Source organism: Thioalkalivibrio denitrificans (assembly GCF_002000365.1).
Lineage (GTDB): Bacteria > Pseudomonadota > Gammaproteobacteria > Ectothiorhodospirales > Ectothiorhodospiraceae > Thioalkalivibrio_A > Thioalkalivibrio_A denitrificans.
The window spans coordinates 37365-51230 of the sequence record NZ_MVBK01000042.1; the positions used below are offsets into that span (position 1 = coordinate 37365).

Consider the following 13866-nt stretch of genomic DNA (forward strand, 5'->3'; position numbering starts at 1 on the left):
GCCGCCGCGAAGCGCGGCCATGCAGTCTCCGCCATGAGCATCCATCTCGAAGATTACCGCGAGCTTCTCGAGGATCTCGGGCCCCATGCGGCCGAGGTCATGGAGGCCTCATGGCAGGAAGCGGCGCGCGCCTTCAGCAGTCACGGGCTGAAGGCCTATTACCTGGAAGGCGCCCAGGCCCTGCACTCCCTGAGCCGCGGCAGTGAACTGGTGGTGGCCTTCATCCAGGAGGCGCCGGACGTTGCCCGCGAACTGGGCGAGGACGCCGTGCAGGATCTCCTGAGCGCGGCCATCAGGCTCTACTCCAAGACCAGTGTCGCGGTGATCACCCTGCTGGTCTCCACCGCCCCGGTGGCGGCCCGGCGCTTGGGCGATCGCTCGCTGTTCAACGGCTACCTGCGGTTGCTGGACAACCTGCTCAGCCAGGTGCCCAGGGGCGTGCGCCCCATGCTCGAGCGTCTGGACGAACTGCTTACCCACCTGACCCTGGGCGGCCTGCGTCGCTGGGCCATGTGGGGCGCGCAGGCCCATCGCACGGACCCTGAGGCCCAGGTGGCCTACTTCGGCCTGCAGTCCCCGGAGTCGCTGTCGGTGTTCCAGAAGGAACGTCGCGGCACCCTGTTCGTGGACGTGCAGCGGCGCATCAACATCTACCTGCGCGCCCTGTGGGCACGGGACTTCTTCATGCGTCCCACCAGTGGTGACTTCGAGTCCCGTGAGGGCTACCGGCCCTACATCGAGGGCTACACCCTCTACCTGCCCGATGCCTACGACGACATGGACGGACTCACGGGCCTGGACCTCTATCGTGCTGCCGCCGCCCATGCCGCGGCGCACATGGTGTACACACGGGAGATGCTCCCGGAGGCGGAGCCCAGGGGCGTGGCCGGCGCGCTGGTGGGCCTGTTCGAGGACGCCCGCGTCGAGACCCTGGCGGTGCGCGCGTTTCCCGGCCTGCGCCAGATCTGGCTGCCCCTGCACCGCGCCACGCCCGATGACGGAGACGAGCCGGCGGTGCTGCTGGCGCGTACCGCCCGCGCCCTGCTGGATCCCGACTACCGCGATGACCACCCGTTCGTGACCCGTGCGCTGGAGGCCTTCGAGGCCCGCGCCGACAACCTGGAGCAGCCGCTGCTGGCATGGGAGCTGGGTCAGGAACTGGCGTCCACCTTCCCCCTGCTCGGCAGCTTCAACCCGGCCCAGGATCAGGCGGACATCGTCTACCGGGACGACAATCGCTACATCTGGGACTTCGGGCGAGAGGACGAATCGGGCGAGGTGGTGCGCCTGGGCGAGACACGTCATCAGCGCCGCCACGTGAGCCTGATGGAGATGATCAATGAACTGGACGTGCCCGGCGCGGGCGACGACGCCGAGGAGATCTGGGTGCTCTCCACCGAGTTCTTCCGCGACTCGGAGGAGACCAGTCTCAATGAGCAGGAGGGCAAGCCGCCCATCTCCCTGCCGTTTCATTACCACGAGTGGGACTACCAGATGCAGCTGGAGCGACCGCACTGGTGCACCCTGCTGGAACGCCGCCCGCCCGCCGGCGACCTGTCTCTCATCGAGGACCTTGCCGACAAGCACCGCCCCCTGATTGCGCGGCTCAAGTACCTGATCGAGGCCATGCAGCCCCAGGGGCTCATTCGCATGCGCAAGCAGCCGGACGGCGACGAACTGGACGTCAACGCCCTGGTTCACGCCATGGTGGATCTGCGCCTGGGCGAGCAGCCGGACCCGCGCGTGTTCATCCGCAACATCCGCAAGGTGCGCGATCTGTCTGTACTGCTGCTCATCGACCTTTCCGAATCCACCAACGAAACGGTGGGCGGGAGCGAGACGCGCGTGCTGGACCTGGCGCGCGAGTCCACCGCGTTGCTGGCCGGGGCGCTGTCGAAGATCGGCGATCCGTTCGCCATCCACGGGTTCGACTCGGACGGTCGCCACGACGTGGAGTATTTCCGCTTCAAGGATTTCGACGCGCCCTACGACGACAAGGTCAAGGCGCGGCTGGCGGGCATGACCGGGCAGATGTCCACGCGCATGGGCACGGCCATCCGCCACGCCGGAGAGATCCTCAAACGCCAGCCCACCCACAAGAAGCTCCTGCTGCTGCTCACCGACGGCGAGCCGGCGGACACCGACGTGCGCGATCCCCAGTACCTGCGCTTAGACGCCAAGCGCGCGGTCGAGGAGGTGGCCAGGCATGGGGTGTTCACGTTCTGCATCAGCCTGGACCCCCATGCCGACGAATACGTGGAGCGCATCTTCGGCGCCCGCAACTTTGCCGTCATCGACAACGTCGAGCGGCTGCCGGACCGTCTGCCCATGCTGTATGCGGGCCTGACACGATAGCTTTCCAGGTCCGCTATCCCTTGCGAAACATGCAGGTTGGCGGAGAGACATCACGGAGCACACTATGGTGACCAAGGGTTCTTCCACGAGCCGGCCCCGGATCAGCGGGACCCGCTTCATCGACGCGGACGCCGTGCGCGGCAGCCGACTGAGCATGAGCGCGTCGTTTCGCGGCCATGCGCATCCGGTCACCGGCACTTTTCGCGGCGTCGAAGCCGAGGGGATCGACACGCCCCCGGATGAGGCCTGCGTCGTCTGTGCCCCCACGACCCAGCGTCTCGCGGAGGACCTGTTCGACCGCTGGAACGATGCGCTCAAGAGCGGGGATCCGGACCGCGTGACCGCCTGTTACGCCGAGGACGCCGTGCTGTTGCCCACGGTATCCAACATCCCGCGCACCAGCCATGCCGAGATCCGCGACTACTTCGTGCATTTCCTGGAGAAAAAGCCCCGGGGCACCATCAACCAGCGCAACGTCAAGTTCGGCTGCAACAAGATCACCGATGCGGGCATCTACACCTTCCGCGTCGAGGACAACGGCCAGATCCTGGAGGTGCCCGCCCGCTATACCTTCGTCTACGAGAATCGTGACGGGGAGTGGCTGATCGTGCACCACCACTCGTCGAAGATGCCGGACTGAGTCTTGATGTGGGAATTGGGAATTTGGAAGCAAGCAGTGGGAAGGGGAAAGAGGGGCGAACACCTTGATTCGAGAGAAACGACACGCCGGCTGTCCATGACACGGGTTCGGGGCGGCCTGTATGATGGTCAACCCGTGCCGTGCGAACACTGAACCTGGAGTGCCATCGGTGAGCAAGGGAACCCTCTACATCGTTTCGGCCCCTTCCGGTGCGGGCAAGACCAGCCTGGTGGCAAAGCTCCTGGAGGTGCGGTCGGATCTGGCCCTGTCCGTATCCCATACCACCCGACCACCGCGCCCGGGTGAGCAGGACGGCGTGCATTACCACTTCACCGACGCCGAGACCTTCCTGGCCATGATCGAGGACGGGGCGTTCCTGGAGCATGCCCGGGTCTTCGACAACTACTACGGCACCTCCCGGGCCGCCGTGCAGGCCCAGCTGGATGCGGGCAAGGACGTAATCCTGGAGATCGACTGGCAGGGGGCGCAGCAGGTGCGCCGGCTCATGCCGGGCTGCCAGTCCATCTTCATCGTCCCGCCCTCCCCTGAAACCCTGGAGGCGCGCCTGCGCGGCCGCGGCCAGGACTCGGACGAGGTCATCGAACGACGCCTGGGTGAAGCGGTCAAAGAGATCGAGCACCACGTGGAATACGACTACCTGGTGGTCAACGACGACTTCGACACGGCTTTGGGAGAACTGCAGTCCATCTTCCAGGCCAACCGACTCAGGCTGAGGCCCCAGCTGGAGCGTCACCGGAGACTCCTCGAGAACCTGCTGGCTTCCGGGGGCCGTAAGGCCTAAAATACTGAGTTCGAGCGAATTTTTTGGAGTAAATGGAAACATGGCACGCATTACCGTCGAAGACTGCCTGGAAAACGTGGACAACCGCTTCCAGCTCGTGCTGGTGGCCGCCAAGCGCGCGCGCCAGTTGTCCATGGGCCACGAGCCCCATGTACCCACCGAGAACGACAAGCCCACGGTCATCGCCCTGCGCGAAGTGGCGGAAGGCCTGGTGGGTCCGCAGGTGCTGGACGAGGTGGTCGCGGAGGAGCACGCGGTGGCGTCGGAGATCACCGAGGACGAGGTGCGCGCGGAGCTCTGAAGGCATGCGCGCATACGTAACCTATGGTGGAAACCGCCACATCCGCTCCCTCCACCACAGGTGTCGCGTCAAAGGAGAACACGCGATTCCTGGCCAGCGACCTGTGCGCCTATCTGGATAGCTATCTCGAGCCCGAACAGGTCAGCGAGGTCTACAAGGCCTACCTGTTCGGCGCCGAGGCCCACGACGGGCAGACCCGTCTCTCCGGCGAACCCTACATCTACCATCCCCTGGCCGTGGCCAAGACCATGGCCGAGATGCGGATGGACCACAAGTCCATCATCGCCGCCATCCTCCATGACGTCATGGAGGACACCCACATCAGCAAGGAGCGCATCATCGAGGAGTTCGGCGAGGACGTTGCCGAACTGGTGGATGGTGTCTCCAAGCTGACGCATCTGAAGTTCCGTTCCAAGGTCGAGGCCCAGGCGGAGAACTTCCGCAAGATGATGCTGGCCATCACCAGGGATCTGCGCGTGATCCTGGTGAAGCTGGCCGACCGGCTGCACAACATGCGCACCCTGGGCGTCATGCGCCCGGACAAGCGCCGACGCATTGCCCGCGAGACCCTCGAGATCTACGCCCCCATCGCCCAGCGCCTGGGCATGAATGCCATCCGCCGGGAGCTGGAGCAGCTCGGCTTCGCCGCCATGTATCCGAACCGCTTCAAGGTGGTTCAGGAGGCGGTCAACAAGGCGCGCGGCAATCGCAAGGAGGTGATGCAGAAGATCGAGACCGCCATCTTCAACCGCATGGAAGAGGCGGGCATCGAGGCACGCATCATCGGGCGCGAGAAGAACCTCTACAGCATCTATCGCAAGATGAAGCAGAAGCGCCTCTCGTTCACGGAGGTCTTCGACGTGTTCGCGGTGCGCATCGTGGTCTCCGACGTGGACACCTGCTACCGGGCGCTGGGCGTGGTGCACAACCTCTACAAGCCGGTGCCCGGACGCTTCAAGGATTACATTGCCATCCCCAAGGCCAACGGTTACCAGTCGCTGCACACGGTGCTGTTCGGCCCGCACGGGATCCCCATCGAGATCCAGGTTCGTACCGAGGAAATGGACCGGGTCGCCGAGAGCGGCATCGCCGCCCACTGGCTCTACAAGGCCGGCGACAGCCATTCCGCAACGGCCCAGGCGCGTGCGCGGGAGTGGCTCAAGGGCGTGCTGGAGATTCAGCAGAGCGCCGGAAACTCCATCGAGTTCCTGGAGAACGTCAAGGTGGACCTCTTCCCCGAGGAGGTCTACATCTTTACCCCCAAGGGCGAGATCATGGAGTTGCCCAAGGGCGCCACCGCCGTGGACTTCGCCTATGCGGTACACTCCGACGTGGGCAACACCTGCGTGGCGGTCAAGATCGACCGCAGGCTCGCGCCGCTCTCCACACACCTGTTCAGCGGACAGACCGTGGAGATCATCACCGCGCCCGGCGCACGTCCCAACCCCGCGTGGCTGTCCTTCGTGGTGACGGGCAAGGCGCGCACCAGCATCCGGCATTACCTCAAGAACCTGCGCGAGGACGAGGCGGTCAGCCTCGGGCGGCGCCTGCTGGACAAGGCGCTGGTCGCCTATGGGCTGTCGCTGGAACAGGTGGCCCAGGAGCGCATCGATGCGCTGGTCGAGGAACTCAAACTTCCGGGTCTGGACACGTTGCTCATGGACATCGGACTCGGCAACCGCATGGCCGCACTGGTCGCCCGGCGGCTGTCAGGCCGTGACGAGGAGGGTGCCGCGGTGGAAGCCGCCCCCGAGCGGCCGCTGGCCGTCAAGGGCACCGAGGGCATGGTGCTCTCGTTTGCCCGCTGCTGCTATCCGATCCCGGGAGACCCCATCGTGGGCGTCATGAGCACCGGCCGCGGCCTGGTCGTTCACCGCGAGACCTGCCGCAACGTGTCCGAGTTCCGGGACAAACCCGACAAGTGGATCCCCGTGGAATGGTCGCCGGAGCCGGGCGTGGAATATGCCGCAGCCATTCGCGTGCAGACCGCCAACCAGCGCGGCGTGCTGGCGAATCTGGCCACGGTGATCGCCGACATGGGCTCCAACATCGAGAACGTGTCCTTCGACGAACGCGACGGCGCCACCACCACCATCACCTTCACGCTCTCCACCAGCAGCCGCCGGCACCTGGCCAACATGATGCGCCGCATGCGCCGCCTGCCGGAGGTGATGAAGATCCAGCGTGCGCGTGGTTGATTTTTGAATGGACAGGATGGACAGGATTTTTCTGGATTTACAGGATGAAAGAAGAAACGAAAAGCAGAAGAGCTTAGACAGGATTAACAAGATTTACATGATTCAAAGAAGAGTGTCTTTAATCCTGTAAATCTTGTTAATCCTGTCTGATGTTTTCCTTCAGATGTCTTATCCTGTAAATCCAGAAAAATCCTGTCCATCCTGTCCATTCGCCTTTAAAGAAAATCCAAGGAGCTATCAATGCCCCGCGAGATCATCCGCACCGACAAGGCCCCCCAGGCTATCGGTACTTACTCCCAGGCCGTGAAGGTGGGCAACACCGTCTATCTCTCCGGACAGATCCCGCTGGACCCCGCCACCATGGAACTGGTGACCGATTCCATGGAAGCGCAGATCCGCCGGGTGTTCGATAATCTCAAGGCCGTGGCCGAAGCCGCCGGCGGCAGCCTCGCGGATGTGGCCAAGCTCAACATCTTCCTCACGGACCTCTCCCACTTCGCCCTGGTCAACGAGATCATGGCGCAGTATTTCAGCGAGCCCTACCCGGCACGCGCAGCCATCGGCGTGGCCAGTCTGCCCAAGGGTGCGGCGGTGGAGATGGATGCGATTCTTGAACTTGGCTGAGCTTTGGAATGGACAGGATGAACAGGATTTTTCAGGATTGACAGGATGAAAGAGAATGTGAAAAGAAGAAGAAAAGCTTGGACAGGATTTACATGATTATTTCTTGAAGGCCTTTGATCCTGTAAATCATGTTAATCCTGTCTAAACGCCTTTCATCCTGTGAATCCTGAAAAATCCTGTTCATCCTGTCTATTGGATCTCCCGGTAAGGACACCGAACCAATGACTGAACCCGTAACCGTACTCAAGGGCATCGGGCCGAAGCTGGCGGAGCGGCTCGAGCGGCTTGGCATCCGCACGGTGACGGATCTGCTCTTCCATCTTCCGCTTCGCTACCAGGACCGTACCCGCGTCGTGCCTATGGGCAGCCTGCGTCCCGGTGACGAGGGCGTGGTTGAAGGCACCGTCGATCACGCCGAGGTGGTGTATCGCGGGCGGCGCATGCTGCTTGCGCACATCAGTGACGGCACCGGCGCCATCACATTGCGTTTCTTTCACTTTTCCGCTGCGCAGCAGCAGGGGCTGGTGCGCGGTCTGCGCCTGCGCTGTTTCGGGGAGGCACGGCGCGGCCACGCGGGTCTCGAGATGGTGCACCCGGAGTACCGGGTTGTCAGCGAAGATGCGACGGTGGACGATACGCTCACGCCCGTCTACCCGACCACCGAGGGCCTGCATCAGCTCAGCCTGCGCCGCCTCACCGACGAGGCGCTCGCGCGTCTCGACAGGTTGCCTGACTGGCTGCCGCCGGGCGTGCTGGCGGGCGCGGGGCTTCCGGACCTGGAATCGGCGCTTCGCACCGTGCACCGTCCGCCGCCCGATGTGTCCGTGGCCGCACTCATGGAGGGACGTCACCCGGCCCAGCGCCGTCTCGCCTTTGAGGAACTGGTGGCGCACCACCTGAGCCTGGCGCGGCTGCGCGCACGCACCACGGAAGATCCGGCGCCTGCCGTCAAGGTGCCGGGGCGTCTCTTCCGGCAACTCACCGACCGCCTGTCCTTTGCGCTGACGGGTGCCCAGAACAGGGTCATCGGCGAACTGCTCACCGACATGGCACGTCCCCATCCCATGCTGCGGCTGGTGCAGGGGGACGTGGGCGCCGGCAAGACGATGGTGGCAGTGGCGGCGTGTCTCGCGGCCGTGGAGGCGGGCTACCAGGCCGCGGTGATGGCACCCACGGAGATTCTTGCCGAACAACACTTCCACAACTTCAGCGAACAACTGGAACCGCTTGGTGTTACGGTCGCCTGGCTTTCCGGCAAGCTGACGGCAAAGGCGCGGCGGGAGACAGTGTCCGATGTGGCCGAAGGCCGCGCCCGCGTGGCGGTGGGTACCCATGCGCTGTTTCAGGGCGACGTGGACTTCGACGACCTGGCCCTGGTGGTGATCGACGAGCAGCACCGCTTCGGTGTGCACCAGCGCATGGCGTTGCGCGAGAAGGGCAACCGTGACGGCCGTTTGCCCCACCAACTCATCATGACTGCCACGCCCATTCCGAGGACGCTCGCCATGACCGCCTATGCCGACCTCGATTACTCGGTCATCGACGAACTGCCGCCGGGGCGCACACCGGTGAAGACCGTCGCTGTCAGTGACGCCCGGCGTGCGGAGGTGGTCGAACGCATCAGCGTCGCCGTGGCCGAGGGCCGACAGGCCTACTGGGTGTGCACGCTGATCGAGGAGTCGGAGGCCCTGCAGGCACAGGCCGCGGAAGACACCTACGCACAGCTCTGCGAAGCGCTGCCGCACGTGAATGTCGGTCTGGTGCACGGACGCATGCGGCCGAAGGAGAAGGAATCGGTCATGGCCCGGTTCAAGGCGGGCGGGATCCAGCTCCTGGTGGCCACCACGGTCATCGAGGTGGGTGTGGACGTGCCCAACGCGTCGCTCATGATCATCGAAAACGCCGAGCGCCTCGGACTTGCCCAGTTGCACCAGTTGCGCGGCCGGGTGGGGCGCGGCACCACCGAGAGTTCCTGCGTGCTGCTCTACCGTCCGCCGCTTTCCGATACTGCCCGCAAGCGCCTCGATGCCCTGCGCGCCACCACCGACGGTTTCGAGATCGCGCGCATCGATTTGGAGCTTCGCGGCCCCGGCGAGGTCCTCGGCACCCGCCAGACGGGCGCCATGCAGTTCCGCATCGCCGACATCATGCGCGACCAGGATCTGCTCGATGAGGTCAAGCGCACCGCCCAAAGGCTATGGGCCGAGTATCCGGATCATGTGGATCCGCTCATCGACCGCTGGCTGAGCGGTGCGGAGGAATACGGGCGCGTCGGATAAATTCAGTGGCAAGTCTCAAGTAGCAAGTAGCAAGGAATGGCGGCGGCACCGTCAGCCGCCGACTCGTAGGTCGGGCTTCAGCCCGAGGCCGCGGCCAAACAAGACTTCCGGCCGCGGGGCCTCGATTCGGGGCCCGCACGGCGGGCACGGCCCGCCCTACGAATATGCTCCCTTCGCGGGCTTCGCGGGCTTCGCGGGCTTCGCGGTCTTTGCGAGAGAAACTGCCCTTCGTGGTGAGCCAGTTTGCGGGCTCAGGACCCCGGATCAGAGACCGAGCATCTCCTTCGCCTTCGCCAGCGTGTCTACTGATTCCTGGTGCCGGCCGGCGTTGTGCAGGGCCTCGCCCTCTTCACGCAGCTTCTTCACCTCGGCGAGCTGTTCCGAGCTGAGCTGTGGATTCTGTGCCAGGGCGGCGTCGATCTGACGCATGTCGGCGGGGCATTGGAAGGCGAATGCCACGGATGTGGTCAGAATCAGGGCCAATGTGACCAGGATCTGTTTCAGCTTCATGGTGAGCCTCCTGCCGTCATTGACGGTGAATGTCCGGTGCCGCCGGTTGCCCGGGAGGCCTGAAGGACGTGCAGGGTCGCTGGCGGGAGCAGCGGCTCCGGAGTGGGGAACGCGGGACCTGGGAGAGGCCCCGGGGTCCGTATCGTATAGCCCCGCCGGGCGAGCCGGTCAAGGACGCGTCAGGGCTTACATCCCCGGCCACCGCTGGTTCATGATGGGGCCGTGAAACCTGGGCCGCGTATCTCAGTACCGCTTGTAGCGAGGGCGCACGCCCCGCCACGGCGTGCAGATCGGGGGCCGCAATAATGAGGTGGTGAGATATGCGGGCTGGTACCAACCCATGGCCGTTCATCCGCATCGCGGCATTGTGCGTCGTGATCCTGGTGATGGGGCTCGCCGGACCGGTGCCGGGTCTGCGCACGGCGGGCGGGATGCTGGTGGTGTTCGCCGGCCTGCAACTGGTGCGGCGTTACCGGCGCACGCAGGCAGCCTGCGAGGTGTCCGGGCAGCTTCCGGTCGCGCCGGCGGTGCTGATGGCGGCGGCGCAGGCGGGCATCGGTCTGGTATTGCTGCTTTGGCCGGATGCGGTATTGCGTCTGCTGGGGGTCTGACCCGGATACTTCGTGAAGGCTTGCGGCGGCAACGCGATCTGTAGGTCGGGCTTCAGCCCGACGCCGCCGGCTTGGACAGAACCCGTTGTCGGGCTGAAGCCCGACCTACAGATTTCCTGCGGGCGTCCGTCGCTCCGGTACGCCGACGATGCAGGCCGCAAGGCGCGCTTCCAAGGGGCCGGCCTCGGGAATGTCCGCAAACGCCGCTTCCAGGGCGGCAGCGCTCAGGCAGTCCTCCCCCAGCAGGTCCCGGCGGATGTCGCGCAGCAACAAGGGACGTCCGCGCCGGCGCTCGCCCAGGTGCCGGTACCAGACCGGGCGGATCAGATCCAGCCAACGCTCGGCGAGCGCGTCCCAGTTGGGCGGTTGTTGCGCATCCGGCTGGCGCAGGCGCATCAGCAGCGCGTTCACGATGCGCTTCATGCGCGGCTCGCTGAAACGCCTGGCATACCCCTGAAGAACTTTCTCCATCTCGTCCAGCGCGCGCCGCTTGCGCCGGGGCAGGATCTCGCGCTCGGCCCGGTGCAGGTCAGCGAAAAGCGCGCTCAGCTGCCCCTGAACCTGGTCGTCCAGGGGCAGGGTTTCGCTGTGGGGCGTGAGCAGGCGGCGCAACCGGGCCGTAATCCGGTGCAGGTCCGCGTCCACCAGGGGCCTGGCGCCATGGGCACGCGGCCGCAGCAGTACCCACTTGGGCGCCCGCTCGTCGTCCCCCGACAGGCAGAAAAAGCCGAAGGCCTCTGTCGAACGCACGGCGGCGATGCGCGCCAGCACGTCCTGCTTGTTGCGTTGTATCGCATCCATGACCTGCGGCGGCACCATCGCCCGGGGGCCCAAGACCAGATCACGCACCGGCTGGAAGGCATCGCGGATGCCGTCCCACGGCTCCGCGTCCGCCTGGGCCTCGAACTCGCGGATCAGTTCCTCGGCCTGCACGGGCCCATGCCCCCTGCCCAGCATCTCCTCGGGCAGCGGCAGGTTGGAGCCCAACAGGTTTTCCACGGTCTCGAAGCGCTCGATGAAACGCTCGTCGGAACTCAGGGCAAAGGCCGGAGCATCGTCGGGCCACCAGGCGTCGATGGCCTCGTGGGGGCTGTCCATGCGGTCCACCCGGCCGACCCGCTGCTCGGCGACGCGCACAACGCTGGGCATGTCCAGGTGCACGATGGTGCTGGCCTGCTGCAGATTGACGCCTTCCGCCAGGCTGTCCGAGCACAGCGCCACCACGCGCTGGCGCTGAGAGCCGGGGCGCAGCGTCTCGGCGATCTCGCGGCGATCCGATCCGGTGTCGCCCGTGGCCAGCAGGATGCGGGCGTCGCCCATTTCTTCGAGCATGGCGCGGATCACCGCCAGGGTGATGGGCCGGCTGTCGAAGGCGAGCACGAGATCGTGTTCGCAGAGCAGCCGCGTGAGGAGTTTCGCCTTTGCCCGTTCGCGTCCGTCGGATAGCTGCGCGAGGGCCTCCCACATGGCCTCGTAGAGCGAACGTTCCTCGTCGCAGGCCTGCGCGTGGGCGTCGGGATCGGTGAGCCAGTCCGGCAGAGGGATGCCGAGGCGGTTCTCCGGCACCTGCCCGCGGATTTCCCGGAGCTTATCGATGACATTGCCTACATGCGGCTTGTTGAAGCGCCCCGCAAGGCCGAAGTGCTCCAGCGCGAAGGCGGTGCCCCTGAGGTGTTCGGTCAGTGCGGCGCGCGAGGAACGCAGTGCCGCCGAAACCACATAGGCGGGCAGCATACGCGCCGACTTCAGGCGGCTCTCAAGATATCGGGCCGCGTCCCAGTGTTCGCGCTGCAGCACGGCCGGCATCTCGAGGGCGCCGCGCAGATACAGCAGTCCGCGCAGCTTTCCGGACAATGTGCGAATTTTTGCCGCGAGCGCCTGGTCGGCGTTGCTCTCGCCAAGCTTGTAGACGTGAGATCGGTGGCGGGGGTAACGGCAGGGGCGGCCGGCAGCGTCCCGGTAGGCTTCGGGGTTCTGATCGACCAGCGCGTTCAGTTCGCGCTTGGTACGGCGCACGGTGAAACGCTCCAGTTCCTGGCGAAGCGCGGCCAGCTCTCCGGGGCTGAGGCTGCGGTCCAGGCGACGGCTGCGCAGCAAACCCTCGAACATGGTGAGGGTCTCCGGGGCCAGATTGTCCGCGCCCAGGGTGTCCGCGATGCGCAGCAGGTCCACCACGCTGCGGTTGATGGGCGTGGCCGTGAACAGCAGGGTATGGTCCGCCATGTTGGAGAGCACCATGCGGGTGCGTCGCGACGCCAGGTTGAGAAAGTTGTGAGCCTCATCCACTGCCAGCACCTGGGCCCGGCGCAGCGCGTCTTCCACCTGTTCACCGGCGCTGCCCGCGGCCCGGGACAGTACGCCGTGGGAAAGCGTCACCAGGGGCAGGTCGCAGCGTTGGGCCTCCGCCTCCCAGGCATGGCGTACCGCGGGCGGACAGACCATCAGCGGCCGGCCCTTGCGCATACGCCCGCTGCTCCAGATGCGATCCACCGCGGCCCGGATCAGGTGCGCGCCCATGCGGGTCTTGCCGGAGCCGGTGGCGTCGGCTACCAGTACGCTGCCCACGTTCTCCATCAGCCACAGGGCCTCGGCGATGCCCTGCACCTGGGAAGGCCAGAGACCTGCCGATTCCAGCTCCAGTGCACCCAGGTAAGCGCGGGCCCAGTCCCCGTCCAGCAGTTCGGCGCAGGCGCGCGCCAGTGCCTCCTGCCAGCTCACCACGGCGAGCAATTGGCGCAGCAGGGCGAGCAGTTCATCCCGGTAGGGTCTTCCTTGCGCCCAGAAGTTCTCGGCGATGCGCCGGGCCTCGTGAAAGCGCCGGGGCTCCTTCGTCGTAAAACGCACATTTGCCTCGAGCTGGCGGCTCAGGCCGGAATCCGTGAAGTTGCTGGAGCCCAGGGTGACGCCCTTCTCGCCGCAATAGATCTTGGCGTGCAGCCGCTTGCGGGCACCGCCAAGGTGGCGCGCTTCCACCCGGCCGGACTCGATCAGCCCGATGGCGTGAATCAGGGATGCGCTGGCATCGACGGAGATGCCGTGTGCCAGCCAGTAGTCGCGGACCTCTGTGGGAAAATCCACGTGTTGCAGCGCGAAGCGTTCGCGCCCCGTGGCGTGAGGCTCCACACCAAAGAGCAGCCGCACCGGTCCGCCCTTCGCATCCAGGTCCGCGAGCAGCCGCACGATCCGCTCCAGTGAGGCGTAGCCGCTCACGATCAGCGGGGACTGAGCCTCGCGCAGATCCTGCAGAACCACCTGCCCCACCGTGTGTCCGCTACGGTTGCACGGGAACCGTTCGTGGGCCGGCCAGAGATCGGACTCCACTGTCGGCTGGACCGAGAACAGATCGATCTGCTCGTTGTCCGGATGTTCGGGGTCGTTCATGGGTGGCACTATAGCGCCGGAGGGGCCATGCGTGCATGGCGGGGATTGCCCGAGCTATTGTTCGGCGCCATACAGCGTAAGGAAACTTTCTCTCGCAAAGCCGCAAAGCGCGCCAGGACATCGCTTGAAGCGGAAACGCCGACGTGTAGGTTGGGGTGAGTGTCG

The 13866-nt window shown here is 65.5% G+C and carries 10 protein-coding genes; 8 read left to right on the forward strand and 2 right to left on the reverse strand.

The window, feature by feature from the left end; all coding sequences use genetic code 11:
- Positions 1 to 33 precede the first annotated feature (33 nt).
- The 7 genes from B1C78_RS07660 to recG all read left to right on the forward strand — a co-directional run bounded on the left by B1C78_RS07660 (position 34) and on the right by recG (position 9199).
- Complete coding sequence (locus tag B1C78_RS07660) at positions 34 to 2355, forward strand: nitric oxide reductase activation protein NorD (protein WP_077278570.1); 2322 nt, start codon at positions 34 to 36, stop codon at positions 2353 to 2355.
- Between the two features lie 67 nt (positions 2356 to 2422).
- Positions 2423 to 2995 carry an SgcJ/EcaC family oxidoreductase gene (locus B1C78_RS07665; RefSeq protein WP_425443964.1) on the forward strand — a complete coding sequence of 191 codons (573 nt, stop codon included), beginning with the start codon at positions 2423 to 2425 and terminating at the stop codon, positions 2993 to 2995.
- Positions 2996 to 3164: 169 nt separating this feature from the next.
- Entirely contained in the window at positions 3165 to 3797 is a 633-nt protein-coding gene (gmk, locus tag B1C78_RS07670) for a guanylate kinase (protein ID WP_077278572.1), read from the forward strand.
- A 40-nt stretch (positions 3798 to 3837) separates the two neighbouring features.
- Complete coding sequence (rpoZ, locus tag B1C78_RS07675) at positions 3838 to 4098, forward strand: DNA-directed RNA polymerase subunit omega (protein WP_077278573.1); 261 nt, start codon at positions 3838 to 3840, stop codon at positions 4096 to 4098.
- A gap of 23 nt (positions 4099 to 4121) precedes the next feature.
- On the forward strand, positions 4122 to 6296 hold the full coding sequence (spoT, locus tag B1C78_RS07680; RefSeq protein WP_077278574.1) for a bifunctional GTP diphosphokinase/guanosine-3',5'-bis pyrophosphate 3'-pyrophosphohydrolase: 2175 nt from the start codon (positions 4122 to 4124) through the stop codon (positions 6294 to 6296).
- A gap of 240 nt (positions 6297 to 6536) precedes the next feature.
- The gene (locus B1C78_RS07685; RefSeq protein WP_077278575.1) at positions 6537 to 6920 is read left to right on the forward strand and encodes a RidA family protein; all 384 of its coding nucleotides are present in this window, start codon (positions 6537 to 6539) and stop codon (positions 6918 to 6920) included.
- Between the two features lie 221 nt (positions 6921 to 7141).
- The gene (gene recG / locus B1C78_RS07690) at positions 7142 to 9199 is read left to right on the forward strand and encodes an ATP-dependent DNA helicase RecG (protein ID WP_077278576.1); all 2058 of its coding nucleotides are present in this window, start codon (positions 7142 to 7144) and stop codon (positions 9197 to 9199) included.
- Positions 9200 to 9463: 264 nt separating this feature from the next.
- Here the strand turns inward: recG and B1C78_RS07695 are convergent, their stop codons facing one another.
- Positions 9464 to 9709: a hypothetical protein gene (locus B1C78_RS07695; RefSeq protein WP_077278577.1), complete on the reverse strand. Its 246-nt coding sequence runs from the start codon at positions 9707 to 9709 to the stop codon at positions 9464 to 9466.
- 320 nt (positions 9710 to 10029) lie between these two features.
- Here B1C78_RS07695 and B1C78_RS07700 point away from each other — a divergent pair, with 320 nt between their 5' ends.
- Positions 10030 to 10320, forward strand: coding sequence for a hypothetical protein (locus B1C78_RS07700; RefSeq protein ID WP_077278578.1), 291 nt, complete (start codon positions 10030 to 10032; stop codon positions 10318 to 10320).
- Between the two features lie 105 nt (positions 10321 to 10425).
- On the opposite strand, the gene B1C78_RS07705 is transcribed toward B1C78_RS07700, so the two are convergent.
- A complete protein-coding gene (locus B1C78_RS07705) occupies positions 10426 to 13701 on the reverse strand; it encodes an SNF2-related protein (RefSeq protein ID WP_077278579.1) in 3276 nt (1091 codons plus the stop codon).
- Between the last annotated feature and the right edge of the window lie 165 nt (positions 13702 to 13866).

Bases quoted from the DNA above. Each gene is read 5' to 3' on its own strand.
- B1C78_RS07660 (WP_077278570.1), top strand. From the start codon at position 34: ATGAGCATCCATCTCGAAGATTACCGCGAGCTTCTCGAGGATCTCGGG.
- rpoZ (WP_077278573.1), top strand. From the start codon at position 3,838: ATGGCACGCATTACCGTCGAAGACTGCCTGGAAAACGTGGACAACCGC.
- spoT (WP_077278574.1), top strand. From the start codon at position 4,122: ATGGTGGAAACCGCCACATCCGCTCCCTCCACCACAGGTGTCGCGTCA.
- B1C78_RS07685 (WP_077278575.1), top strand. From the start codon at position 6,537: ATGCCCCGCGAGATCATCCGCACCGACAAGGCCCCCCAGGCTATCGGT.
- recG (WP_077278576.1), top strand. From the start codon at position 7,142: ATGACTGAACCCGTAACCGTACTCAAGGGCATCGGGCCGAAGCTGGCG.
- B1C78_RS07695 (WP_077278577.1), bottom strand. From the start codon at position 9,709: ATGAAGCTGAAACAGATCCTGGTCACATTGGCCCTGATTCTGACCACA.
- B1C78_RS07700 (WP_077278578.1), top strand. From the start codon at position 10,030: ATGCGGGCTGGTACCAACCCATGGCCGTTCATCCGCATCGCGGCATTG.
- B1C78_RS07705 (WP_077278579.1), bottom strand. From the start codon at position 13,701: ATGAACGACCCCGAACATCCGGACAACGAGCAGATCGATCTGTTCTCG.